The following is a 24,101-nucleotide window of genomic DNA, read 5'->3' as shown; positions in this document are numbered from 1 at the left end:
GCTCGGACGGCCGACGAGCTCGGTCTGAGCCGGAGGTGAGGCGCAGGGTGGGGGCCGAGGTGCCCGCCCGAAGCGGACCGCCGGCCGGTTGACGGGCCCGCGCCGAAGCGGGCCGCATGCCGCTGCCCCCGGCGCGTCTGCGGCGTGTCGGCGGCGACGCGCCGCATGATGTGAAGCGAGATGAGCGCTCCACACACCGACAGCCTGTCGGCTCCCAGCCCGGACCGGGGCTCCCACGAGGCCACTGCGGGGCCGGTGTGGGCAAAGGTCCCGGTCCAGCCCTCCACCCAGCCGCCGGTAGCGGTCACGGTGACCGCCGTCGTGGTGACGCGCGGCAGCAGCCCATACCTTGCCGCGACGCTCGCGGCGCTGCGCGAGCAGTCGCGCACCCCCGACGACGTCGTGGTCGTCGACGTCGACACCGCCCCCGCGACGTCCGGCCACCAGGACCTGCAGCTCGGCGGCGCGCGGTACGTCGCGGGCGCGGGTGCGCGCACCTTCGGGGAGGCGGTCCAGGCCGCGCTCGCGGCGGTCGGCGTGCCGGAGCACGGCTGGCTCTGGCTCCTGCACGACGACTCCGCCCCGGCCCGCGGCGCGCTCGCCGCGCTGACGCGTGCGGTGGAGCACTCGAACGCGGTGGCGGTGGCCGGCTGCAAGCAGCGGCGCTGGGCCACGGGTCCGGACGGCGTGCCGCTCGACCCCGAGCTGTCCGACCGCGGCGTGCTCGTCGAGGTGGGACACACCCTCTCGCCGCTCGGCCGGCGCATGACCGGCATCGACGACACCGAGATCGACCAGGGGCAGCACGACTCGCGCGAGGACGTCCTGGCCGTCGGGCTCGCCGGGGCGCTGGTGCGGGCCTCGGTGTGGCACGAGGTCGGGGGGACCGACCCGGCGTACGGCCCGTTCGGCGACTCGACGGACTTCTGCCGCCGCGTGCGGCTCGCGGGCCACCGCGTCGTCGTCGTGCCCGACGCCGTGGTGCGGCACGCGCAGGTCGCCCTGCGCGCCCCCGGCTCGTCCGGTGCGCGGCGGCGCAGCCAGCTCTACCTGCGGCTGACGTCGGTGGCGCCGTGGGCGCTGTCGTTCGTGATGCTCGCGATGCTGGTGTGGGCACCGGTCGCCGCGGGCTACCGGCTCGCCATGAAACATCCCGACCGGGCGCGCGACGAGCTGGTCGCGCCGCTGTGGGCAGTGTTCCGCCTGGGTCCGCTGCTGCGTGCGCGGCGGCGGATCGCGCGCACCTCGACCGTTCCCCGCGGTGTGCTGCGGCCGCTGCTCGGCACCTGGCGCGAGGTCGCCGCCGAGCGGCGCGACAGGCGGCTCGCCCGGGACGAGGCCAACCGGGTGCACGCCGCGCCGTCGGACCTGGAGCAGGCGGAGCTGCGGGTGCTGGCCGTGCGGCGCCGTACGGGGCTCGCCGTCGTCGTGACGGCCGCGGTGGGCCTGGCTGCCGCGCTGTTCGGCCCCGCGCTCGGCGCTCTTGCCTCGGGCGGCCGCCTGGTCGGCGGCGCGCTGCTCCCGGCGGGCGGTACGACGGCGACCACGTGGTCGGCCGCGACGTCCGGCTGGGTGCGCGACGGGCTCGGCGCGGCCGCCCCCGCCGACCCGCTGCTGTTCGTGCTGTCCGGGCTGTCGGTCCTGGTGGGCGGCTCCCTGCAGCACGCGGTGAACGCGCTGCTCCTGCTGGCGCTGCCGCTCGCCGCCGTCGGCGCCTGGGCCGCAGCCGGCACGGTGACCCGCTCGGTGTGGCTGCGGACCATCGCGGCGCTCGCGTGGACGGCGGCGCCCGCCTTCCTCGGCGCCCTCGACGGCGGCCTGCTCGGCGCGGTCCTCGCGCACGCGCTGCTGCCGTGGACGGCGGTCGCGCTCGTCCGCGCGGTGGGCGCCCAGGCGGGCGACCGGCTCCCGTCGCCGGACGGGTCTGCCGGCGACCGGCTCCCGTCGCCGGACGGCGCGGCTGATGACCCGCCGGACGCTTCGGCACACCTGCATCGCTCGGGCGCCGGGTCGCTGGGCGCCGCCGGTGCCGCCGGGTTGCTGCTGGCCTGCGTCGTGGCCGGCGCGCCCGCCCTGCTGCCGGCCGCTGTCCTGGTGCTGGCCGGCGCGGTGGTCGTCGCGCGGAGCCGCCGCATCCACCTGGTGCTCGCGCTCGTCCCGGCCCTCGTGGTGGGCGCACCGCTGTGGTGGACGGCGCTGCGCGACGGCGACCGCGGCCTCCTGACCGCCGAGCCGCTGGCCGGCTCGGGCGTCCCGGCGCCCGGCACGGCGTCGGGCCTCGAGCTGCTGCTCGGCCTGCCCGGCACGCCCGCCCCCTGGTGGGAGGTGCCGGACGGCGGCCCGGTGCTCGCTGCCGTCCGGGCCCTGGTCGCGGCCGGTCCGTGGGCCGCAGGCAGCCTCGTGCTCGCGCTCGCGGTGCTCGGCCTCGGCGCCGCGCTGCTCGGGATCGGACGGCGGCGGGTCGAGGGGGCCGCGCGCCGGGTCCCCGCGACGTCGCTGATGGGCTGGCTCGTCGCGGCGGCGGGCCTCGCCGTGGCGGTGCTGGCCCAGGGCGACGGCCGGTGGTCGGGCCCGGGCCTGTCGCTGCTGCTCCTCGGCCTCGGCGCCGCCGCGCTGGCGGGGGCCGGGGTGCTGGCCCGCCGCGGGGCGTCGCTGGGTGGCGTTCGCGGGTCGGCGCGCACGGTCGCCGTCGGCGGGCTGGTGGTGGTCGCGCTGCTGCTGCCCGTGGCGCAGGCGGCCGCGTGGCTGGCCGGCTCCGGGAGCGTGGCGAGCGACGGGCGTGCGGGGCTGCTGCACGTGACGACCGAGCCCGTTGTGCCCGCCGTCGGCCAGCAGATGCAGGCGCCGCCGCGGCAGGCGCGCGTGCTGGAGGTCGGCTTCTCCGCGGACGGCGTGGTGGAGTACGCGCTGCTGCGGGCGGACGGCTCGCAGCTCACGGACGCCTCGGTCGCGGCGCGGGTGGGGGACGGCGGGCCCGAGGGTGACCAGGGCGGCTCGACGGCAGTGGGGGAACCGGCCGCAGCGGGCGATCCGACTGCGAAAGGCCTGACCAGCGGACAGGACTCAGCGCAAGAGCAGGGCCTGGCGGAAGGGCAGGGCCTGGCGGAAGGGCAGGGCCTGGCGACGGAGCAGGATCCGACGGCGGAGCAGGAGCCGACCGCTCGGCTGGATGCGGCCGTCGCGGCGCTGGTCTCTGGTGCTACCGATGACGTGCCGCAGCAGCTCGCGGACCTTGGGATCGGTGCGGTGCAGGTCCGGACCGGCACAGCACCGGCCGGCGACGGGAGCACGCCGACCGGCGGCGACGGCGCGCCGTCCGACAGCGTTTCCGGACCAGGCGGCGGTTCCGGGCCGGGCGCCGCGCCCGCCGTCGGCGACCTCGCGGCGACGCTCGACATGGTGCCCGGCCTGAGCCGCGTGACCGAGGGTCAGGCGGTCTCCGTGTGGCGGGTGGCGCCGGCGGGGGAGCCGGCGCCCGGCTGGGCCCGCCTCGAGGAGGCGGGCAGCACGCTGCGGGTGCTGCCGTCGGGCGGTACGGACGTCCGCGCGGAGGTGGAGGCGGGCGGCGCCGGCCGCGCCGTCGTGCTGGCGGAGGCCGTCGGGCCGGGCTGGCACGCGACCCTCGACGGGCGCCGGCTGGAGCCGGTGGCCGTGGCCGAGTCGCCCGGGCTGCAGGCCTTCGCGCTCGGGTCGGACGGCGGGCACCTCCACGTCCGCTATGAGGCGCCCCACCGCACGGCCTGGCTCGTGCTCACGACGTTCACGCTGGTGGTCTTCACCCTGCTGGCCCTGCCGGTGGGACGCAGGAGGGTGCGATGAAGCGCAAGAAGCTCACGGTCCCGGACGCCGTCCGGCGCGCGGCGGCAGCGGTGGGCGGCCTGCTGTGCGCGACGGCGGTGGCCGCGCTCGCCGTGACGGGTGGTGCCTTTGGTGCCTCGGACGCTGCCGCAGGTGGGACGGCGCCGGGCGGCGCCGCGGCGCGTGGGACGGTACCGCGCGGCGCCGGGCCCGCCGGGACCTCGGTCGACGAGGTGCGGGCCGTGCCCGTCGCGGCTGCCGAGACCGGGCTGGTCTGCCCGGGGCCGGCGGAGCTGGAGCAGCCGGACGTCGGCGACGACCAGTTCAGCGCCTCGCCCGTCGAGACCACCACGTCGCTCACCGCCGCCGTGCTGGACGGCGCCCCCGGGCAGGAGCCCACGCTCGCCACGCTCGACGACGTGGCGGCGGAGCTCACGGGCCCGCTCGACCAGGGCGCCGTCGCGGCGGTGCGCGAGGGCACGGTGCCGGGCGCCCGCCAGCTCCGGGTGACACCCGGCGGCTCGACGTACGCCGCCGGGACGGTGGCGTCGGTGACCACCCAGGGCGATCTGCGCGGCCTGGTCGCCGGGCCGTGCGCCGAGCCCGCCGTCGAGCACTGGCTGGTGGGCGGCAGCACCGCCGTGGGGTCGAGCGGCCGACTGGTGCTGCAGAACCCGGGCGGCACGCCGGCCACCGTGACGCTGGAGGCCTGGGGCGCGTCCGGGCCGGTGGCGCTGGGGAGCCAGTCGCTCGTCGTCGTGCCGCCGGGGCAGGAGGTGGTCACCATGCTGGAGGCCGTCGCCCCCGACCAGAGCCGGCTCGCGCTGCACGTCACCGCAGAGGGCGGACGGGTGGGCGCGTACGTGCAGCACCACCGGATCGAGGGCCTGGTGCCCGCTGGTGCGGATCTCATCACGGGGGGCGGCGCGCCGTCGTCGGCCACGGCGGTGTCCGGCGTGGTCAGCACGGGTGAGGCGGTGGACGACCCGCACGCGCCGCGCCTCGACCTGCTGGCGCCGGGCGCGGAGGCGGGTACCGCACGGCTCGCCGTGCTCGGGCCGGACGGTCCGGTCCGGCTGCGCGGCGGCGAGGAGGTCGCGCTCGAGCCCGGGCAGGTCACGACCCTGCCGCTCGGCGGGCTGCCCGAGGGGACGTACACCGTGGTGGTCGACGCCGACGTGCCCGTCGTCGCCGGCGCCGCCGTGGACCGCGAGGGTGCCGCCGCGCAGGACGCCGTGATCGACGAGGACCCGTACGACCGGGCGTGGCTGGCGGGTCAGGCGGTCCCCGGGGGTGGTGCGGGTTCGGTGGGTGGGGCGGTCCCCGGGGGTGGTGCGGGTTCGGTGGGTGGGGCGGTCCCCGGGGGTGGTGCGGGTTCGGTGGGTGGGGCGGTCCCCGGGGGTGGTGCGGGTTCGGTGGGTGGGGCGGGCTCTGCGGATGGTGCGGGTTCGGTCGGTGGGGCGGCCCTTGCGGGTGGTGCTGGCTCGACGGGCGAGATCGCCGCTGCGGGAGGCGCCAGCCCAGCGGTGGCCGACGGCGCCGTCGCCGTCCCGCCCGACGTGGCCTACGCGGTGACGCTGAGCGGTGTGCCGAACGAGCGCGACCCCGAGCGGATCGAGGACGCCGATGGCAGCACGGCGGTGACGCTGCGCGGCGTCGGGCCGGACGGCGACGAGACCTGGACCCGCACGGTCGACGTGCCGACGGGCGAGACGGTCGAGGTGGCCTGGGACGAGCTCGCGGAGCTCGGCGACACCGTCGCGGTCGTCGTCGAGCAGCCTGCCGACGAGCCGCCGGTCGTGTGGTCGGTGCGCCTGGCCGACCTCGCCGACACGTCGCTGTTCTCGGTGCTGACCCCCACGGCGCCGCTCGGAGTTGGCGGGGACGTCCGGGTGCGCCGGGTGGACGCGGCAGGCTGACGCCGAACCGCAGGTTGCTGCTCACCCTCCCCGTCGAACCGCAGGTTGCTGGTCACCCGCGGGCCGAACCGAAGGTTGCGCGTCGCCCTCCCCGCCGAACCGAAAGTTGCGGGTCATCCCCGTCGCCGAACCGAAGGTTGTGGGTCGATCACGCGCCCGTAGCACGTACGTCTTGCGGTTCGGCGGAGCAGGTGACCGGCAACTTGCGGTTCGGCCCGTGGGTGACCGACAACTTGCGGTTCGACGGCGGTAGGTGACCGACTACTTGCGGTTCGACCCAGCGGGTGACCGACAACCTTCGGTTCGGCGGCGGGTTCAGCCCCGGCCGCCGAAGTTCGGGTCGATCTCCTCCGGCGTGCGGGCCAGCAGGTGCGCGACCTGCTCCACGACGACGTCGCGCACGAGGTCGGCGAGGTCCTCCAGGTCGATCGCGCGCACCTCGACGGGGCGGCGGTAGACCACCACGCGCCCGGGCCGGCCGGCCTCGGCGGGGAAGAACCGGCCGAGCAGCACGCCGCCGTCCTCCCACGGCGCGGGGTCCGACGGCGGCACGTCCTCCACGGCGAACTCGGTGCCGCGCAGGTGCGTGGCCCACGTGCGGTCGAGGTCGTCGACGACGTCGAGCACCAGGTCGTCGAACCGCTGCGCGCGCGTGCGGTGGGCGGGGGTGCCGGGCGGGAACATCGGGCCGCGCAGGCCGCGGCCGCGCCGGTCCCTGCGGCGCGGGCCGTCGTCGGCGTTGGTGGCCTCGCCGGGTTCGCCCGGGCGTGCGGCGGCGAGCCGGAGCAGGTCGGCCTGCGACGCCTTGGGGATGCCGGTCGAGCTGCCGGGGGAGCCGCTGGACGAGCTGCCGGTCTGGGCGCCGCCGGGGCCACGGCCCGACCGCCGGTTCCGGCCACGAGGAGAGAACGGGGGCACCCACTGACGATACGTCGGATCGGCGTCACGATTCGCCACCGCCACGAGCTCAGCCACTCGGGGAGCCTGAGTTCGGTCGGTTGCCCCGAGATCGGTCCATCGATGGACCGATCTCAAGACAACCGACCGAACTCGATCTCATATCCGGGCAGAGGACCGATCTCAGTGAGACGAGCGTATGCAACAGACCGATCTTCCTGGATCCCGCCAAACCTGCCAGGGCGCAGCGGGCGCGGGTCCGATCGCCAGACCCCTATCCTGTGAGCGTGCGCGACGATCCTGCCGAGGTGGCGTACCGCCGGGCTCTTGCGCTGACCACCGCGCTCGTCGTGCTGGTCGGTGTGCTGTGGGCGGTGCTGACCCCGGCGTTCCGGGCTCCCGACGAGCCGCAGCACGTCAACAGCGTGCTCCGCATCGCGTACGGGGGCGGCTGGCCGCCGGCGGGCGAGGCGCTCGTGGGACCGGCGGTCACCGAGGCGCGCGAGCAGGCGGCGCTGGCGACGGACGTCCCGGGACGGCACCTCGACCGGGTCGGCGTGCCCCCGTTCGTCGACGTCGAGCCCACCAGGGACGCCGACCGCATCACGGTCAGCGGCGCGAACGCCCTCGCCGAACCGGTGCCGCCGGGTACGGACACGAGTGGGCTGGACGTCGAGGTCGTGGACCAGATGACCCAGCACCCGCCCCTGTACTACGTGGTCGCGGCCGGCGTGCTGCACGCGACGGGCACCGCAGAGGCCCGGTGGGACCTGCAGCTCCTGGTGCTGCGGCTGTTCGACCTGCTCCTGCTGCTCCCCCTGCCGCTGCTGACGGCCGGCGCCGTCCGGCGGCTCTCCGGCTCGCGCGCGGCGGCGCTGGTGGCGGCGTCGTTCACGCTGTTCGTGCCGCAGGTGGGGCACCTCATGGGCAGCGTCACCAACGACGCGCTCGTCACGCTCACCGGCGCGGTGATCGGGTACCTGTGCGCCCGGGTGCTCACGGGCGACCTGCGGTGGTGGACGGCGGCCGGCCTCGGCGTCGTCGTCGGCGTCGGCCTGCTCACCAAGGTGATGGCGGTGTTCGCGCTGCCGGTGGTTGCGGCCGCGTACGTGATGGCCGCCGGCCCGCGCGGACGGCGGGCGCTCGGGGCGCTGCTCGCCGGCGGTATCGCCTTCGCCGTCGGCGGCTGGTGGTGGCTGCGCAACCTGCTGGTGCTGGGGACGGTGCAGCCGGTCGGCATACCGGACCGGTTCCCCGACGACCCGACCCCGAACGGCCTCTGGTACTTCGTGCGGACCGTGGTGACGAGCCTGACCCGGTCGTTCTTCGGCAACTTCGGCTGGCTGGAGATCCGGCTGCCCGACGTCGTCTTCTGGACGGCCGCCGTGGTCGTGGCGGCGCTGTGCGCCGTGGCCGTGGCGCGGGGACCGGCGCGGCGGGCCGTCGCCGTGCTGCTGCTGCAGCCGGTGGCGCTGTGGTGCGGTGTGGTGGTCAACGCCTGGCCCGACTACGCCGCGCACGGCTGGATCTCCGCCGTGCAGGGCCGGTACCTCTACGCGGGGCTCCTGGCGCTCGGGGCCGGGGTGGCGCTGGGCCTGCTCGCGCTGCGGGGGCCGCGCCTGCGCGGCGCGCTGCCGTGGGTGACCGCCGCCAGCTGCGTCGCGGCCGCGAGCGGCCTCGCCTACGCGTTCTGGGGTTTCTACCAGGGGCCCGGGCAGTCCGTGGCCGACGGCGTGGCGCGCTGGGCCGGGTGGAGCCCCCTGACCGGCCTTCAGCTCGTGCTGGTCGGGTCCGTCGTGGCGGTCGTCGGGGTCGCCGCGGTGGTGGCGTCGGCCCGGTTCGCGCGCGCCACGCTGATCTCCTCGACCGCGCGCAGCGCGAGCACCGACGAGCCGACGACGCCGGCCACCGCCACCGCGCCGACCAACGCAGCGGGCACCGGCAGCTCGGCGTAGTACCCCGGCTCGGCGGGCGTGGCCAGCTCGACCGACAGCCAGACCACGAGGTCGAGCACGGTCACCGCCGTCCACGCGCGGACCAGCCGGCGCGGCCGCCGTACCAGGCCCGCCGCGATCCCGAGGCACAGGGGGAGCGCCACCACGAGCAGGTACCGCGGGTAGACGCCGCCGCTGCTGGAGGCGTAGACGACCTGCACGGCCACCGAGACGAGGGCTGCGGCGACCGGGAGCGCGCGCAGCAGCAGCGCGTCCACGAGGGTCCCCGTGGCCGGCCGCGCGGTCGAGCCGGCGGGGGCAGGGACATCGATCGGCCCGAGCGGCCCGACCAGGTCCCGCCCCACCAGCTCTGCGGGCCGCCGTACGGCCGCGACCAGCGCGATCACCAGGGGCGTCCACACGAGCAGCAGGGCGGTGACCACGAGCGTGGTGACGGTCAGCGGCGTGCTCGGCGGCAGGCGCCCGGCCCACCAGAACAGGTCGGGCATGCGCGCCCAGGTGACCGGGTCGACCAGGACCGCCCACACGGGGCGCTCGAGCCGGTTCTGGTGCTCCAGGGCCCAGTCGAAGTGCGACCCGGTGATCGTCCCCGTGAGCTCCAGGTTGCGCAGGTAGAACCAGCCGCTGGTCGCGAGCACCGCCGTCGGCCCGGCCAGCGCGAGCGCTACCACGTGCCGCCACCGGCCCCTGCCCTGCGCGGCGCGCACCGCCCCCGCCGTCAGGGCGACGGCCGCGACCACCGCCGCGATCAGCGCGGCCGACAGCCGCGTCAGCGCACACGCCGCCGCGACCAGGGAGATCAGGGCCACCAGCCGCGCGTCGAGGCCGCGCCGGACCGCCGTCCCCGCGAGCCCGAACAGGACGGTCACGCCCGTGGCGGCCAGCAGGTCGTTGTACGCGGTGCCGCCCACGTGTGCGGCGGCCGGCATGACGCCCGCCAGAAACCCGACGAGCGGCGGCAGCGCGCTGCCCGGCCGGGTCAGCCGGCGCGCGCTCCACCAGACCGCGAGCACAAAGACCCCGCTGAGCAGCACGTTCACGCCCCGGGCCGCATAGACGGCCGCGACGGGGTGGCCGGCATCGGCCAGCGGACCCACGAGCGGCGCGACCAGCAGGTAGTACAGCGGCGGGTGCTGCGCCGTCCACTGCACGGGGGCGAGCCAGGCGCCGTCGGGCCGCAGCTCCAGACCCTCCTCGAAGACGGGCAGCTCGCCGTGCCACACCTGGTAGGCGTAGTCGACGTGCGGGGGCTCGTCGCCCGTCGCGTAGGGCGCGTCCGTCAGCGCGACGGTCAGGGCCAGGAGCATCCCGGTGGCCACGGCGAGGGTGAGCGCACGACGCTCCGCCCCGAAGGCGGACCGGAGCGGCGCGCGCGTCACGCGGCCAGCATGGGGTCGGCGCCGACGTCGGCGGGCGGTCGCGTCGGCGTCCGGCCGACGGCGGTCCGGACCAGGAGGTAGCTGACGGCGCCCGCGAGCGCGACCCCGGCGACCGCCAGCACCACCGGCACGGCGTCCGCGAACGCGTACCAGTGGCCGACGGCGGCGAGGGCCCGGCCGAACGCCCCCGGCCCGCCGGCGGCCGGCATCCAGTACAGGCGCCACACGTCCACCTGGTAGGCCAGGTGCATGGCCCCCGCCAGCACCAGCACCGCCAGGGGAACCGTCCGGAGCCACGCCGGCCGCAGGACGGCGGCGCCCGCGAGCGCGACGACCATCAGCCCCACCAGGCCCGTGTAGAGATAGCGGCCCTGCATCGCGGCACCGAAGTCGTGGAAGGCGGCGAACTGCTCCCACGAGCCGCGGGCGACGATGCCCGCCAGCGCCGGCACGGGGAACAGCAGCACCACGACGTCGAGCCGCGGGACGGTGCGCCGCAGCAGCGCCGCGCCGATCCCCGCGAGCACCACGACGAGCGCCACCCGCGCCATCCACCAGGACGCGTCCAGCTCGGGCTGCCATTCGGCGGTGTGGATCCGTCCCGGCGCGTGGTCCTGCATGAAGAACAGTGTGACCACGCGTTCGGCGAACCGCCCGAGCCAGGTGAGGCCGCCGTCCGACCACCCGTGCACGGGGGTGAGGTCCGGCGGGACGGCGTGCGTGCCGTGCGGCTGCAGCATGCCGTGCACCAGGACGTTGCGCACCCACCAGGCCATGCCTGGCACGGTCGCCGCTGCGGCCACCAGCAGCGCGACGACGGCGGAGCGGAGGCGCTCGCGGTACCGGTAGCCCGCCACGACGTAGGTGAGCGCGATCCACGCGGGGAACATCAGCGCGAAGCCCTTGGTCAGCAGCGCGAGCGTGGTGACGGCGCCGAGCAGCAGCGCGGTGCGGCGCGTGAGGTCGCCGGTCAGGACCCGCGTGACCAGCAGTGTCGCGCACGCCCCGAGGATCACGAGGAGGTTGTCGTTGTTGACGGCGGACTCGATGTGGGTCAGCTCGGGGACCGCCAGCGGCACGAGCGCCGCGGCCACGGGCAGCGGCTCCGGGAGCCGCAGGCGGCGGGCGACCGCGAACAGGAGCAGCGGCAGGGGCGCCGCGAGCAGGGCGTTCGACCAGCGCAGGAGCAGCCACACCTGGTCAAGCGGGGCGTCCTCCCAGTCGGGCACCAGGCCGACGACGGCCGCGCCCAGCAGGTAGTACAGCGGCGGGTGCTGCACGAGCTGGTTGAACACCGGCTCGAGCTCGCCGTCGGGCGACTCGGCCGTCAGCGTGGCGGAGCCGCCGGCGTCGAGGTACGACGGGCGCTCGCCGCGGGGCGGCACGTCCTCGCGGTCGGCCAGGTGCTCGGGGCCGTCCAGGCTGCCCGGTTCGAGGAAGCTGCCCGCCGTCACGCCCTGGGTCACGAAGGCGGTGCCCGGCCCGGGCCACGGCCAGGCGTCGCCCTGGCGCACCTGGAGGATCAGGTCCACGTGCTGGCGCTCGTCCGGTGAGCGGACGTTGGGGAAGACGGCGGTCTGGGCGAGCATGACGGTCAGGTGAAGGAGCACGATCAGCCACACGACGACCGGAACCGCGCGGGATCGGGTCACGCGTGCAGAGTATCCGCGCGGGCGTCCGCCCAACCTTGCCGCGCGGTCACGGCCGGGTAACAGTCGTCCGGCGGCACCTGTTGTTCACCCCTGCGTCATGTGCCGTGCCTAGGATCGATACGACACCCATTGCTACTCGAAAGCACAGGGCCTCATGAAGCTGTTCGTGCAGATTCCCTGCTTGAACGAAGAGGAAACTCTTCCTCTGGTGCTTGCCACGATCCCCCGCACGATCCCGGGGATCGACGAGATCGAAATCCTGGTCATCGATGACGGGTCCACCGACGGTACGGTCGAGGTCGCGCGCCGCCTTGGCGTGCGCCACTTCGTGCACCACACCCGGAACATGGGCCTGGCGCGGTCGTTCCGTGACGGCGTGGACTACGCGCTGCGCCACGGCGCGGACATCGTGGTGAACACCGACGGCGACAACCAGTACCCGCAGGACCGGATCGGCGACCTGGTGATGCCGGTGGTGCTCGGCGACGCCGACATCGTGATCGCCGACCGGCAGACCGGCACCATCGAGCACTTCTCGCCGCTGAAGAAGGCGCTGCAGAAGGTGGGCAGCGAGGTCGTGAACTTCGCCGCTGGCACCGACCTGCCCGACGCCGCCAGCGGGTTCCGCGCCTACTCGCGCGCTGCGCTCATGCGGCTCAACGTCGTCACGCAGTTCAGCTACTGCATGGAGACGATCATCCAGGCCGGGCACAAGCGGCTGCGGATCGCGAGCCTGCCGGTCACGACCAACCCGAAGACCCGTGAGTCCCGGCTGTTCACGAGCATGTGGCAGCACATCGCCAAGTCGGGCCAGGCCATCAGCCGGTCCTACGTGATGTTCAAGCCGCACACGGTGTTCATCACGCTCGGGCTGCTGTTCGCGCTCGGCGCCGCCATCCCGTTCGCCCGGTACGCGGTGCTCCTCGCGATGGGCACCGGCGGCCAGCACATCCAGTCGATCCTGCTCGGGGCGACCTCGCTGGTGGGGGCGCTGCTCAGCTTCGCGCTGCTCGTGCTGGCCGACCTGCAGCGCACCAACCGCGTGCTGCTGGAGGAGACGCTGGAGCGCCTCAAGGAGGTGCAGTACGGCCGGGTCGACGGGCCGGTGTCGCCGGGTAGGCCTGCCGCGTCCGGTCTCGCGGCCGCGGCGGACCTTGCCGCGGCGGCGGGCATGGCTGCGGCGCCCGCTGGCACGTCTATGGCTGGGTCGCCCGCCGGTACGTCTATGGCTGGGGCGCCCGCCGGCACGCCGGAGAACCCGCCGTCGTCGGGCGGCAACCAGGCCGGGCCCGTCGACCGGACCCAGCCGGCCGGCCCGGCGGACACCGGCCTCGCGGAGGTCCCGGCGGCCGTGCCGTGATCGCGTTCGGCACGTACGACGCCGCACGGCACCCCCGCACGGCGGTCCTCGTCGCCGGGCTGCGCGCCCACGGGGTCAAGGTCACCGAGCTCAACCGGCCCCTCGGCTTCTCCACGGCCGAGCGCGTGCGGATGCTCCAGCAGCCGTGGCGGCTGCCGGCCCTCGCGTTCCGCCTGCTGTGGTGCTGGGCCGGGCTGGTGGGCGACTCGGTACGGCAGCGCCGTGCCGAGGGTCGGCCGGGCGCCGTGCTCGTGGGCTATCTCGGCCACTTCGACGTGATCCTGGCGCGGCTGCTGTACCCGCGCTCGGTGGTGGTGCTCGACCACCTGGTCTTCGCGGGCGACACGGCCGCCGACCGCGGGGCCAGGGGCCTGCGCGTGCGACTGCTGACCGGGCTGGACCGGCTGGCCGTCTCGTGCGCCGACGTCGTGGTCACCGATACCGAGGAACACCGGGAGATGCTGTCCGACCCGGACAAGGGTGTGGTTGTGCTGGTCGGCGCGCCGGACGTATGGCGGGCTGCGGGCGATACGGCGGCCGAGGGGCGGGTTCCGGCGGGTCTCGCTGGTTCGGCCGGTTCGGCGGGGGAGCGTGCGGTTGACGTGGGCGCGCTGGTTGAGCGCGGGGTTGACGTGGGCGCGCTGGTTGAGCGCGGGGTTGACGTGGGCGTGCCGGTTGAGCGCGGGGCTGACGCGGGCGTGCTGGTCGAGCGCGGGGCTGACGCGGGCGTGCTGGTCGAGCGCGCGGTTGACGTGGGCGCGCCGGTTGAGCGCGCGGCCAGCGACGGCGCGGCCGACGACGGCGCGGCCGGCCAGGACGCGGCCGACGACGGCGCCGTCGCCGACCTCTCCGTGATCTTCTTCGGGCTGTACACCCCGCTGCAGGGCGCCCCGGTCATCGCGGAGGCGGTGCGTGACGCCGTCGCCGCGGGCGCCCGCCTGCGCGTGACCATGGTCGGCGCGGGCCAGGACCTGCCGCGGGCTCGCGAGGTGCTGGCGGGCACGCCCGGCGTGACCTGGCGGGACTGGGTCGAGCCCGACGAGCTGCCCGCCCTCGTGGCGGAGCACCAGGTGTGCCTCGGCATCTTCAGCGACACCCCGAAGGGCCTGCGCGTGGTGCCGAACAAGGTGTACCAGGGGCTCGCGGCGGGCTGCGTCGTCGTCACCTCGGACACCCCGCCGCAGCGCCGCGCCGTGGGGGACAGCGTCGAGCTCGTCCCCGCTGCGGACCCGGGGGCGCTCGCGGCAGAGCTCGTCCGGCTCTGCGCGCCTGATGCCCTCGCAAAGGCGCGGGCGCGCGCGGCGCACGGCCGCGACCGGATCCGCCCGCAGGTGGTCGCCGAGCCGCTGGCGGCGGAGCTGCGCCGTCGGGAAGCGCTGTGACGGCAGGCGCTCCTGGCCCGACGGCGGCGAGCACGCGCCGTCCGCTGGTGCAGGGCGCGCTCGCCGTGCTCCGGTCGCCGTGGGTGCGGTGGGGCTTCCTCGCCGTCGCGCTGGGGCTGGCCGTCTGGTACGTGCTCGGCAACCGCGAGCCGCTGCTGCGGGCGGCGGCGGAGCTGTCGCCGGGCGAGGTGACGCTCGTCGTCGTGCTCGGTGTGGTCTACGTGTGGTGCACCCTGCTGGCCTGGCGTGCGGTGCTCGCCGACCTGGGCTCGCCGCTGTCGCTGCGCCGGGCCGTCGCGGTGTTCGGGATCAGCCAGCTCGGCAAGTACGTGCCGGGCGGCGTGTGGAACGTGGTCGCGGCGGCAGAGGTCGGCGCGGGGCACAGCGTGCCGCGCAGCCGGTCGGCCGCCTCGATGCTGGTCGCGGTCGCGGTGTCGGTCGCGTCGGGGGCCGCGGTGGGCGCCGTCGCACTGCCGTTCGTCTCGGCCGACGCGCTCGGCGCGTGGTCCTGGGTGGTGTGGGCGGCGCCGGCCGTCGTGGTGGTGCTCGCGCCGCCCGTGCTGAACCGGCTGATCGGGCTGGCCGTGCGGCTCGCCGGGCGTGGCACGCTGGAGCACCCGATGACCTGGGGCGGCCTCGGCCGCGCCGCCGCCTGGTCGGTCGTGGGGTGGCTGGTCGCGGGCCTGCAGCTCTGGGTGCTCTGCACGGGCCTCGGCCTGCCGCTCACCGTCCGCACGTTCGCACTGGCGACCGGTGGCTGGGCGCTCGCGTGGACCGCCGGGTTCCTGTTCGTCGTGGCCCCGGCCGGCGCGGGCGTGCGCGAGGTGGTGCTCGCCGCGGTGCTCGCCGGCGCGCTGCCCGGCCCGGCCGCCGGGCTCGCCGTGCTCGTCAGCCGGGTGGTCCTGACGCTCGTCGACCTCGCCCTCGCCGGCGCGGGGTTCCTCTTGGCGCGGAGGCTGCCGGCCCAGGACGGGCGGAGGCTGCCGGCCCAGGACGGACCGTGAGGATGACCATGCAGTTGCTGCCACGCCGGGCATGATCCTGGCAGCAGATGCATGGTCATCCCGCTGGCGCCTGCCCGGCTCGCCTTCACCCGGTTGTCACGCTGGCGCCTGTCCGCCTCGCCCACACCCGGTTGTCCGCCCGTGAACGACCGGCGTGTTCGGCGCGTCGTGCCCGGTCAGCGGCGTAGTCTCGGCGCGTGAGATCGGTGAGACAGTGTTCGCGCTCGGCCTGCACCAATGCGGCCGTAGCGACGCTCACGTATGTGTACGCGGACTCGACGGCGGTCCTGGGTCCGCTGGCGCACCTGGCCGAGCCCCACAGCTACGACCTGTGCGCCGAGCACGCCGAGCGGCTGACCGCCCCGCGCGGGTGGGAAGTGGTCCGCCTCATGCCGGAGTTCGAGGACGCCGGACCCAGCCCGGACGACCTGTCCGCCCTGGCCGACGCCGTCCGCGAGGCCGGCCGGGTGCGCCGTCCGGCGGAGCCGCCGACGGTCACGGAGACCGCCCGCCGCGGCCACCTCCGCATCCTCCGCGCAGACGACGACACCTCGGCATGACGCACCCCGCCGTGTGATCGGTAAAAGGACGCTCCTATGGTTGGTCAAGCTGTGAGGGGGCGTGTTCGAGGCGGCGGTAGAGGTCGCGGGCGATGTAGCGCTTGAGGCAGCGTTTGATCTCGCGGGGTGTCTTGCCCTCGCTGGTGCGGCGGGTGACGTAGTTGCGGGTGGTTTGGTGGTATCGGGTCTGTGAGACGGCGATGGTGTGCAGGGCGCGGTTGAGCTGCCGGTCGCCGTATCGGTTCAGGCGGTAGCGGGTGGTCACGTGCCCGCTGTTGGCAGGGATCGGTGCGGCTCCGGCGAGCATCGCGAACGCGGCCTCGGAGTAGACGCGGCCCGGGTGGGACCAGGCGCACAGGACCACCGCGGCGGTGATCGGTCCGACGCCGGGCAGGTCCAGCAGGTCCGGCCGCCAGGCACGGACCAGGGCCAGGATCGCTTGGGCGTGCTGGTCGGCCTCGGTGGTCAGGGTCTGGGCGCGGCGGGCCAGGGACCGCAGCACGGTCACGGTGGTGCGGGTCTCGACGTCCCAGGACGAGTGGACGCGCAGAGCGGCGGCGGTGGTGAGCATCTGCGGGACCTTCATCCCGCGGAACTTGTCGCGGATCTGCTCGGGAGCGGCGATGACCAGGCTGAACACCTGCCGTTGGGCGTTAGTGGATGCTTCGACGGCGGAGCGGCGGGCGGCCAGCAGGACCGACAGGGCCTGCCGGTCCCCGCCAGAACGCGGGGTCCCGAGTCGGGTCCGGGACAAGGCCTCTCGGGCGGCGCGGGCTGCGTCCAGCGGGTCGGACTTGGCGCCGTTGCGGCGGGCGGGCCGCTGGGGGCGGTCGAGCTCGACGACGACCTCACCACGGTCGGCCAGGACCCGGGCCAGGCCCGCGCCGTGGCCGCCGGTGCCCTCGATCGCCCACGCTCGCAGAACGCTGTGCTGGTCGGCCAGCTCGACCAGCCGGGCGTAGCCGGTCGAGGTGGTCTGGACGGCCAGCTCGGCCAGGACGCGGCCGGTGCGGGTGTCCATGACGGCGGCGGTGTGCGTGTCCACGTGGGTGTCGACGCCGATCACGACGTCGACGGCTTGACGTAGATCGGTAAGACTGGTCATGCGTTCTCTCCTGCCTGGGACGGGACGCGAGGGTTCCGGTCCGGGGCGGAGAACACGGCAGGACTGTGATGGGACACGCCCGGCGCCGCTAACGCCGGGCGGTCAAGCTCCTGATCAGGCCAGCTGCTCCGACCGGGCCGGGGCCGGCAGCCATGCGTGGACAAGTCCTTTTCAGGGCACGAAGCCAGTCAGTTGAAGAGTCACACGCACAGCCACCAGCCCACAGCCCAGCACCATCAGGCTGCGAAAGCGATCCTCACAGTCAGGTCATCGGCATTCCGAGCTGCCGATCACCTGACCTTCTACCGACCACCTCGATCGGGAGCCTCCCCCTCGCGTGGGTCAGGGCACCCAGGCGCAGACTGCGTGGCCTGCGCCCGAGAGCTCCAGGTTGCCGGCGTCGTGGGGCACGAAGACCGAGTCGCCCTGGCCCAGGCGGTGCGGCCCGTCCTCCGCGCGGTCGGCGGTGAGCTCCAGCTCGCCGTCCAGGCAGAGCAGGATCCGGGGGCCCGTGGCGGGCAGCGTGACGGGCTCCGTCCGGTCGACGTCGGCCGTGGTGAGCGCGAACTCCGTGACCGGAACGCGGTAGGTGTGCACCTGGCCGCGGCTGCCGGCCGTGGTGACCTCGGGGGCCGACGGCTGCTGCGGCGCGAACGACGTGCAGGCGACCAGGTTCTCCTCGTCCACGAGCTTGGTGGTCAGGCCCGCGCGCAGCACGTTGTCGGAGCTGGCCATGATCTCGACGCCCAGCCCGGACAGGTACGCGTGCACCACGCCCGCCGGCGTGAACGCCGCCTCGCCCGGCTCGAGCGAGAACCGGTTGAGCATGAGGGACGCGACGGCGCCCGGGTCGCCGGGGTGCTGCTCCGCGAGGTCGATCACGGTGCGGTCGGCGCGCTCGAACGGGGAGCCGGCCGCCAGGCGGGCCCGCACCGAGTCGAGGGTGGTCGCGATGTCGGCGGCGCAGGCCTCGTCGGCGCGTGCGGAGAGCAGGTGGTTGAACGCCTCGCGCATGCCGCCGTGGCTGCGGTCGCGTAGCAGCGCCGCGCGGACGCCGTCGACCATGTCGCCCGCCAGGCCGTCCAGGACGTCCAGGATGGTGCGCGGCGTGCGGAAGCCCGCCAGGCCCTCGAACTGGGAGAGCGCGACGATCATCTCGGGCTTGTGCTGGTCGTCCTTGAACGACCGCTTCGCCGAGGTCAGCGGCATCCCCGCCTTGTTCTCGCGCGCGAAGCCCTCCCGCGCCTGCCGTGGCGAGGGGTGCACCTGCAGGGACAGCGCCTTGCGCGCCGCCAGCACCTTCAGCAGGTAGGGCAGGCGCGGGCCGAACTGCTCGGCGACCCGGTGGCCGAGCGTCTGCACGGGAGCCTCGCGGACCAGGTGGTCGAGCGCGACGCTCTGCTCCCCGATCTGGCTGACGGACGGCGCGCTGACGTGCGCGCCGAGCCACATCTCCGCCTGCGGCCCGCCGTCGGGCTCGGTGCGGAGCAGGTGCGGGATGGCTTCGACGGATCCCCAGTCGTACCGCTGGACCGTGTTGGTCAGCGGGAGGGGGGAGTGAAATTGGGCGACTGCTAGCACCGCGCAAGGATAGCCCTAGGAAACAGCCTGCTCCTGGACTTTCTGCGGCGGACGTCGTGCGGGAACCGTGTGCACGGGCCGGTCTCGGCGTCCCGCCGGTGGTTTTTCCTCACCCCGAAACGGGGGACAGGTCGATCGCATCTGCCCGCCGGGCTCCGTAGGCTGTCCGGGTGGCCATCGACCTGAGTTCTCTCGTGAAGGCGTACGACGTACGCGGTGTTGTTCCCGACCAGCTCTCCCCGCGGGTGGCGCAGGCCCTGGGGGCCGCGTTCGCACGCGTCGTCGTCCTGCCCGACGCCGACGGCGCCACGCGGCCCGACGGCGCGGCACGGGCCGACGGCGCGGCTGAGCCCGGCGGCGCGGCGGCGGGTGCCGGGCGCCCCGGGATGGTGATCGGGCGGGACATGCGGGATTCGGGCCCCGACCTGGTGGACGCGTTCGCGCGGGGCGTCGCCGCTGCGGGTGTCGACGTCACGCTGATCGGCCTGTGCTCCACCGACGGCCTCTACTTCGCGTCCGGGCAGCTCGACCTGCCGGGCGCCATGTTCACCGCGAGCCACAACCCGGCCCGGTACAACGGGATCAAGCTGTGCCGGTCGGGAGCGCGCCCCGTGGGCCAGGAGACCGGCCTGGCCGAGGTCCGCGAGCTGGCACAGGGCTACCTCGACGGCGAGCTGCCCGAACCGGTCGCCGACGCCGGCGAGGTGACCGAGCGCGACCTGCTGGCGGACTACGCCGGGTTCTTGCGCTCCCTCGTGGACCTGTCCGCGGTCCGGCCGCTCAAGGTCGTGGTCGACGCCGGCAACGGCATGGCCGGGCTCACCGTGCCCGCCGTCCTCGGGAACGCCGCAGGGCTGGCCGGGCTGCCGCTGGAGATCGTGCCGCTGTTCTTCGAGCTGGACGGCACGTTCCCGAACCACGAGGCCAACCCGCTGGAGCCGAGCAACCTGATCGACCTGCAGGCCGCCGTCGTGGCGAACCAGGCGGACCTGGGACTGGCGTTCGACGGCGACGCCGACCGGTGCTTCGTCGTGGACGAGCGGGGCGGCGCGGTCTCGCCGTCGGCCGTGACCGCCCTGGTGGGGCTGGCCGAGGTGACCAAGGAGCTGGAGGCGGGCCGGACGCCCACGGTGATCCACAACCTGATCACCTCGCGCGCGGTCCCGGACCTGCTGGCGGCGGCCGGGGCGACGACGGTGCGCACCCGGGTGGGCCACTCCTTCATCAAGGCGCAGATGGCGCAGCACGGGGCGGTGTTCGGCGGGGAGCACAGCGCGCACTACTACTTCAGGGACTTCTGGTTCGCCGACACCGGCATGCTCGCGGCCCTGCACGTGCTGGCCGCGCTGGGCACGCAGGACCACACGATGTCGGAGCTCGCGGAGATGTTCGAGCCGTACGTCGGCTCGGGTGAGATCAACTCGACGGTGGCCGACGCCGGCGCGGCGACCGAGCGGGTCCTGGACGCCTACCGGGCCGCCTACCCGGGGATCGAGGTGGACACGCTCGACGGCGTGACCGTCTCGCACTGGGAGTCCCACCCGCAGTGGTGGTTCAACCTGCGCGCGTCCAACACCGAGCCCCTGCTCCGGCTGAACGTCGAGGCCGCCGACCAGGACATCATGGAGAAGGTGCGCGACGACGTCCTGTCGCTCGTGCGCGACCTGGCCGCTTCGCCGGAGGAAGAAGAGACACCGTGAGCACGAACAAGACCGAGGCGCTGGAACCCTGGGTGCGCGAGATCCTGCGCTGCCCGGTGACCGGGGCAACCCTGGTGGACGGCGTGGGGCCGGACGGCGAGCCGGAGCTGCACTCGACCGACCCCGAGCGGCCGCTCGCCTATCCGGTGCGGGACGGCATCCCGGTGCTGCTGGAGTCGGACGCCCGCCCGCTGTGAACGTGCGTGTCGGTTGAGCGTGCGATCGCTGGCCGAGCTTGTCGAGGCCCGGGTCCGGGCAAGGCGTCCCCGGGGCTCGACAGGATCGACCGACGGCCGGGTCAGCCCGGGCTGATGTCCGTGAACCAGGACGACGGCACGCTCCCGGCGAACGTGCGCGAGCCGACGAGGGAGCGGATCTCGTCGGCCTTGCCAGAGATGCTGGCCGTGCGCCCGCTCGGCGACGTCGCCACCAGGGTCCGGGCCTGCCCGCTCGAGTACCGCTCGGTCACCCGGATGGAGGCGATCTGGCGCAGCTCGTCGTTGAACAGCGCCTGCGCCTGCGCCTGACCGATGCCGCGGCGCCAGTGCGCGTAGTCGTTGCCGGGTGCGGCCATCGAGTACGGGTCGGCCTCGGATCGCTCGTACGGCACGACCGCCGACCACACGTCCTCGGAGTTGGCCGTGCGGCCCCCGCTCGACGAGAAGTAGTGCGTCGCGACGGGCACGCCGTCGTAGGTCAGCACGCTCCCGCGGGTCAGCGAGGTGGTGGTGGAGTTGACGGCCCGGCGCCAGTACTCGCTGGCGAAGCCCGACGCGTGCTCCCACCCCGAGAAGTGCTGGTCGCGCACGTCGTCCACGAGGTGGCACCGGCAGACCGGGTTCCGATCCGCCGTCTTGAGCAGGGCGTAGGAGCGGGCGACGACGGCCTGGGCGCGCAGCGCCTGCTGCCCGCCGGTCGTAGCCCACGACGCGGGCATCTCGGCGAGGCCGTAGAGATACTGTGTGTTGAGCCGCAGGACGTTCACGATGTTGGGCACGCCCTCTGACGCGCTGAGCACGAGCCGCCCGAACCGGTAGGAGCCGTGGGCCCGGTTGATCGTGACGGTCGCCGGGTCGTCGTCCGGCCGGAAGTACGGCGTGCCCGCCCACTGGAGCACGAGCAGGTCGTCCCGGAAGATGCGGCCGCTGGGGGTGCGGACGGCGATGTCGCCCTCGGACGTCCAGACCCGGAGGTCGCCCGCCGGGCCCGACACGACGGTCTCGTCGCCCGCGCGCAGCCGCCATCCGCCGTCGCGCACGTGGACGGTCGTGGCCGTGGTGTCGCCGTACCCGTCGTAACCGTAGGGATCCGGCCCGTAGACCTGGACGTCGACCAGCGCCGGAGTACCGTGGTTCGCCGCGGCCGTGCCGCGGTAGTAGTGCGCGAGGATCCCGGTGGCGGACGAACCGCGGCGGGACATCTCGTAGGCGCCGTACTGCGCCATCCCCACGCCGTGCCCGTAGCCCGACCCGTCGATGAGGAACTTGTCGGGCACGTCAGCGGCGCTCGCGGTGGTGGGCGTCGCGACGAGCGTCGCGGCGACCAGGGCCAGGGGCGCCAGCAGGCGGCCCCAGCGGTGCGGGTGCCGGCCCTCGCGGGAGCGTGCGGACCGGCGGACTTCGGATCGAGTGTTCATGGTGCTTTCTTTCCCCGTCCCACTGTGCATCATCGAGACGAGAACGGCACCCAGAACCGAGGAAGTTATCGGTCCCCCGACCCGCCGAGCCGAAACCTGCGCGTCGTTGAGGCGCCCGATGCACGCGCAGGTTGCGGTTGGGCGTTCGCGGTGACCGTCATCCTGCGGTTCGGCGGCGTGGCGAGGCGGCGGGACAGTGAGACGAGATGGATGAATACGGCTTTTGGTGCGTCGCCCCGGGCCCGTGGCTACGGTCGGGGGCATGCGGTCACTCGTGCGGCGCGTGGCGACGACGTCGATGGTGGTCGTGCTCGCCGCCGGTGGCGTGCTGCTGCCCACGCCGCAGCTCCCGCTGCCCGAGGCCGCCGCCGTTCCGCCGCGGCTCGACGAGCTGCGGATCCCCGGCATCGACGCCGCCGCCCGGCGCGACCCGAGCGCCCTGCGCGAGGCCGAGGGGCACGCCCATCCGCCCGCCGGGACCGGCCGCCTCGCGGCGCTGAGCGGCCGCGCCGAGACGCTGGAGTTCCTCGTCGCGGGCGTCACGTGGGACGCGGGCACGGGGGAGGAGGTCACCGAGGTGGCCCTGCGGGTCCGGGAGGACCGGGAGTGGAGCGCCTGGCAGTCGGTGGGCGTCGAGGAGGTCGGGGCCGACGGCGCGGGGGTCCCCGGCGAGCGGGCCGGCACCGAGCCGTTCCTCTCCACGGGCGCCGACGCCGTCCAGGCGCGCGTGCGGACGGTGAGCGGGCGGGCGCCCTCCGGTCTCAGGGTGGACGTCGTGGACCCGGGCGCGACGGCGGCCGACGCGAACGTCGGGCGGTCCGCGCGGCCGGCGGGCTCGGCGAGCGCCGCGACGGGCGACGAGATCCGGCCCGCGCTGGTGCCGCGCAGCGGGTGGGGCGCCGACGAGTCGCTCGCCTCGGCCTGGCCCGAGGTGTCGGGCCGGCTGGACGCGCTGTACGTGCACCACACTGCGGGCACCAACTCCTACAGCCGGAGCCAGTCCGCTGCGATCGTCCGCGGGATCCTCGCGTACCACACCAGGTCACGCGGCTGGCCGGACATCGGCTACCAGTTCCTCGTGGACCGGTACGGCACCGTCTTCGTGGGCCGCAGGGAGGCGGCGACGGACAACCCGATCGGCGCGCAGGCCGGCGGCTTCAACACGGGCACCATCGGGGTGTCGGCGATGGGCAACTTCGAGACGACGGGTCCCAGCCGCTCCATGCTGCGGAGCCTGGAGCGGGTGCTCGCGTGGAAGGCGTACCGCTACCACGTGCCCGTGACCGGCTCGGTCGGCCTGCCCAACGGCGGGAGCGTCGACTCGAACACCCGCAGCGAGCCGGGCGACGTCGTGCGCGTGCCGCGCATCCTGGGCCACCGCACGACCCATTGGACCGCATGCCCCGGCGAGCGGCTGGCGGAACGGCTCCCGGCGATCCGCCGCACCGTGAACGCGCTGAAGAACGCCGCGCTGGAGCGCCACGGCGCCGTCCGGTACACCACCGGCGAGGTCACACCCGGCGGGGCGGCCGCGCACCAGTACCCGGTCCAGTGGCCCGCGCGCACACGCTTCTCGTGGGAGCGCGAGCCGGGGGCCGTGCGCTACCAGGTGCTGGAGAGGTACGCGGGCTTTCGGTCCCCCATGCCGAACGGGCGGTACTGGCGCCGCATCATCACCGTGTCGGGCACCTCGGCCAACCTGTACGCCGCCGAGGGCCTCACGGTCCAGTACGCCGTGCGGGCGGTGGACCGCGCCGGCCGGCTCGGGCCCATCTCGCACCTCGTGCGAACCACCCGCCCGGTGCCGTTCACGGAGCTGGCCCGCTCCACGGGCACCTGGGTGCGCGTGGACGACGACGCCTACTACCGCGACCGGGCCTGGTCCACGACCCACGCGGGCGGCCGGCTGGTGGTGTCCGGCGTCGAGCGGGTCACGCAGGTGCGGGTCATGGCGGCGACGGCGCCGGGCCGGGGTCGTGTCGCCGTGTCCGTCGGGGCCACCCGCGTGGGCGTGATCAGCACCGACGGCGCGAGCGACGCGCGGCGCGTCTTCACCGTCCGACTCCCGGAGGCGATGTCCGGCCGGGTGACGCTGCGGACACTGGACGAGGCCCGGGTGCGGGTCAGCGGGGTCGCGTTCGTGCGGTAGCTTGCGCGGGTGAAAGGTGCCCGT

General features: G+C 75.0%; 15 protein-coding genes. 10 read left to right on the top strand and 5 right to left on the bottom strand.

Annotation, left to right across the window (positions count from 1 at the left end; all coding sequences use genetic code 11):
* Positions 1–180 precede the first annotated feature (180 nt).
* Together AC0QU1_RS22310 and AC0QU1_RS22305 are read left to right on the top strand one after the other, a co-directional pair.
* Entirely contained in the window at positions 181–3,819 is a 3,639-nt protein-coding gene (locus AC0QU1_RS22310; RefSeq protein ID WP_483572532.1) for a glycosyltransferase family 2 protein, read from the top strand.
* Positions 3,816–5,717 carry a DUF5719 family protein gene (locus AC0QU1_RS22305; RefSeq protein WP_483572530.1) on the top strand — a complete coding sequence of 634 codons (1,902 nt, stop codon included), beginning with the start codon at positions 3,816–3,818 and terminating at the stop codon, positions 5,715–5,717. Before AC0QU1_RS22310 ends, AC0QU1_RS22305 begins: the two co-directional genes overlap by 4 nt.
* Before the next feature lie 315 nt (positions 5,718–6,032).
* Here AC0QU1_RS22305 and AC0QU1_RS22300 read toward each other — a convergent pair whose 3' ends face one another.
* Positions 6,033–6,635, bottom strand: coding sequence for a metallopeptidase family protein (locus AC0QU1_RS22300; RefSeq protein WP_483572528.1), 603 nt, complete (start codon positions 6,633–6,635; stop codon positions 6,033–6,035).
* Positions 6,636–6,901: 266 nt separating this feature from the next.
* Here AC0QU1_RS22300 and AC0QU1_RS22295 point away from each other — a divergent pair, with 266 nt between their 5' ends.
* Positions 6,902–8,569 carry a DUF2142 domain-containing protein gene (locus tag AC0QU1_RS22295; RefSeq protein ID WP_483572527.1) on the top strand — a complete coding sequence of 556 codons (1,668 nt, stop codon included), beginning with the start codon at positions 6,902–6,904 and terminating at the stop codon, positions 8,567–8,569.
* A 1,375-nt stretch (positions 8,570–9,944) separates the two neighbouring features.
* On the opposite strand, the gene AC0QU1_RS22290 is transcribed toward AC0QU1_RS22295, so the two are convergent.
* Positions 9,945–11,600: a glycosyltransferase family 39 protein gene (locus AC0QU1_RS22290; RefSeq protein WP_483572525.1), complete on the bottom strand. Its 1,656-nt coding sequence runs from the start codon at positions 11,598–11,600 to the stop codon at positions 9,945–9,947.
* A 208-nt stretch (positions 11,601–11,808) separates the two neighbouring features.
* On the opposite strand from AC0QU1_RS22290, the gene AC0QU1_RS22285 reads away from it, so the two are divergent.
* From AC0QU1_RS22285 to AC0QU1_RS22270, 4 genes are all read left to right on the top strand, one after another.
* A complete protein-coding gene (locus AC0QU1_RS22285) occupies positions 11,809–12,960 on the top strand; it encodes a glycosyltransferase family 2 protein (protein ID WP_483616320.1) in 1,152 nt (383 codons plus the stop codon).
* Positions 12,957–14,342, top strand: a complete 1,386-nt coding sequence (locus AC0QU1_RS22280; RefSeq protein ID WP_483572522.1) for a glycosyltransferase — start codon at positions 12,957–12,959, stop codon at positions 14,340–14,342. Before AC0QU1_RS22285 ends, AC0QU1_RS22280 begins: the two co-directional genes overlap by 4 nt.
* On the top strand, positions 14,339–15,346 hold the full coding sequence (locus AC0QU1_RS22275; protein ID WP_483572520.1) for a lysylphosphatidylglycerol synthase domain-containing protein: 1,008 nt from the start codon (positions 14,339–14,341) through the stop codon (positions 15,344–15,346). The genes AC0QU1_RS22280 and AC0QU1_RS22275 overlap by 4 nt, the downstream gene beginning before the upstream one ends.
* 197 nt (positions 15,347–15,543) lie before the next feature.
* Positions 15,544–15,906 (top strand): DUF3499 domain-containing protein, encoded by a 363-nt coding sequence (locus tag AC0QU1_RS22270; RefSeq protein ID WP_483572519.1) that lies wholly within the window; start codon positions 15,544–15,546, stop codon positions 15,904–15,906.
* A 34-nt stretch (positions 15,907–15,940) separates the two neighbouring features.
* Here the strand turns inward: AC0QU1_RS22270 and AC0QU1_RS22265 are convergent, their stop codons facing one another.
* Together AC0QU1_RS22265 and manA are read right to left on the bottom strand one after the other, a co-directional pair.
* Positions 15,941–17,011 (bottom strand): IS110 family RNA-guided transposase, encoded by a 1,071-nt coding sequence (locus AC0QU1_RS22265; RefSeq protein WP_483569918.1) that lies wholly within the window; start codon positions 17,009–17,011, stop codon positions 15,941–15,943.
* 342 nt (positions 17,012–17,353) lie between these two features.
* Positions 17,354–18,592: a mannose-6-phosphate isomerase, class I gene (gene manA / locus AC0QU1_RS22260; RefSeq protein WP_483572517.1), complete on the bottom strand. Its 1,239-nt coding sequence runs from the start codon at positions 18,590–18,592 to the stop codon at positions 17,354–17,356.
* A gap of 170 nt (positions 18,593–18,762) precedes the next feature.
* Between manA and AC0QU1_RS22255 the strand changes: the two genes are divergently transcribed.
* On the top strand, positions 18,763–20,292 hold the full coding sequence (locus AC0QU1_RS22255; RefSeq protein ID WP_483572516.1) for a phosphomannomutase/phosphoglucomutase: 1,530 nt from the start codon (positions 18,763–18,765) through the stop codon (positions 20,290–20,292).
* Positions 20,289–20,489, top strand: coding sequence for a Trm112 family protein (locus tag AC0QU1_RS22250; protein ID WP_483572515.1), 201 nt, complete (start codon positions 20,289–20,291; stop codon positions 20,487–20,489). The genes AC0QU1_RS22255 and AC0QU1_RS22250 overlap by 4 nt, the downstream gene beginning before the upstream one ends.
* Positions 20,490–20,590: 101 nt before the next feature.
* Here AC0QU1_RS22250 and AC0QU1_RS22245 read toward each other — a convergent pair whose 3' ends face one another.
* Positions 20,591–21,928: a SpoIID/LytB domain-containing protein gene (locus tag AC0QU1_RS22245; RefSeq protein WP_483572514.1), complete on the bottom strand. Its 1,338-nt coding sequence runs from the start codon at positions 21,926–21,928 to the stop codon at positions 20,591–20,593.
* Between the two features lie 262 nt (positions 21,929–22,190).
* Here AC0QU1_RS22245 and AC0QU1_RS22240 point away from each other — a divergent pair, with 262 nt between their 5' ends.
* The gene (locus AC0QU1_RS22240) at positions 22,191–24,077 is read left to right on the top strand and encodes an N-acetylmuramoyl-L-alanine amidase (RefSeq protein ID WP_483572512.1); all 1,887 of its coding nucleotides are present in this window, start codon (positions 22,191–22,193) and stop codon (positions 24,075–24,077) included.
* The last annotated feature ends 24 nt before the right edge of the window (positions 24,078–24,101 follow it).

It is taken from the genome of Promicromonospora noduliphila, from assembly GCF_056951025.1.
Note: the sequence above shows the minus strand (reverse complement) of the source record. Positions and strands in the feature narration are given on the sequence as shown.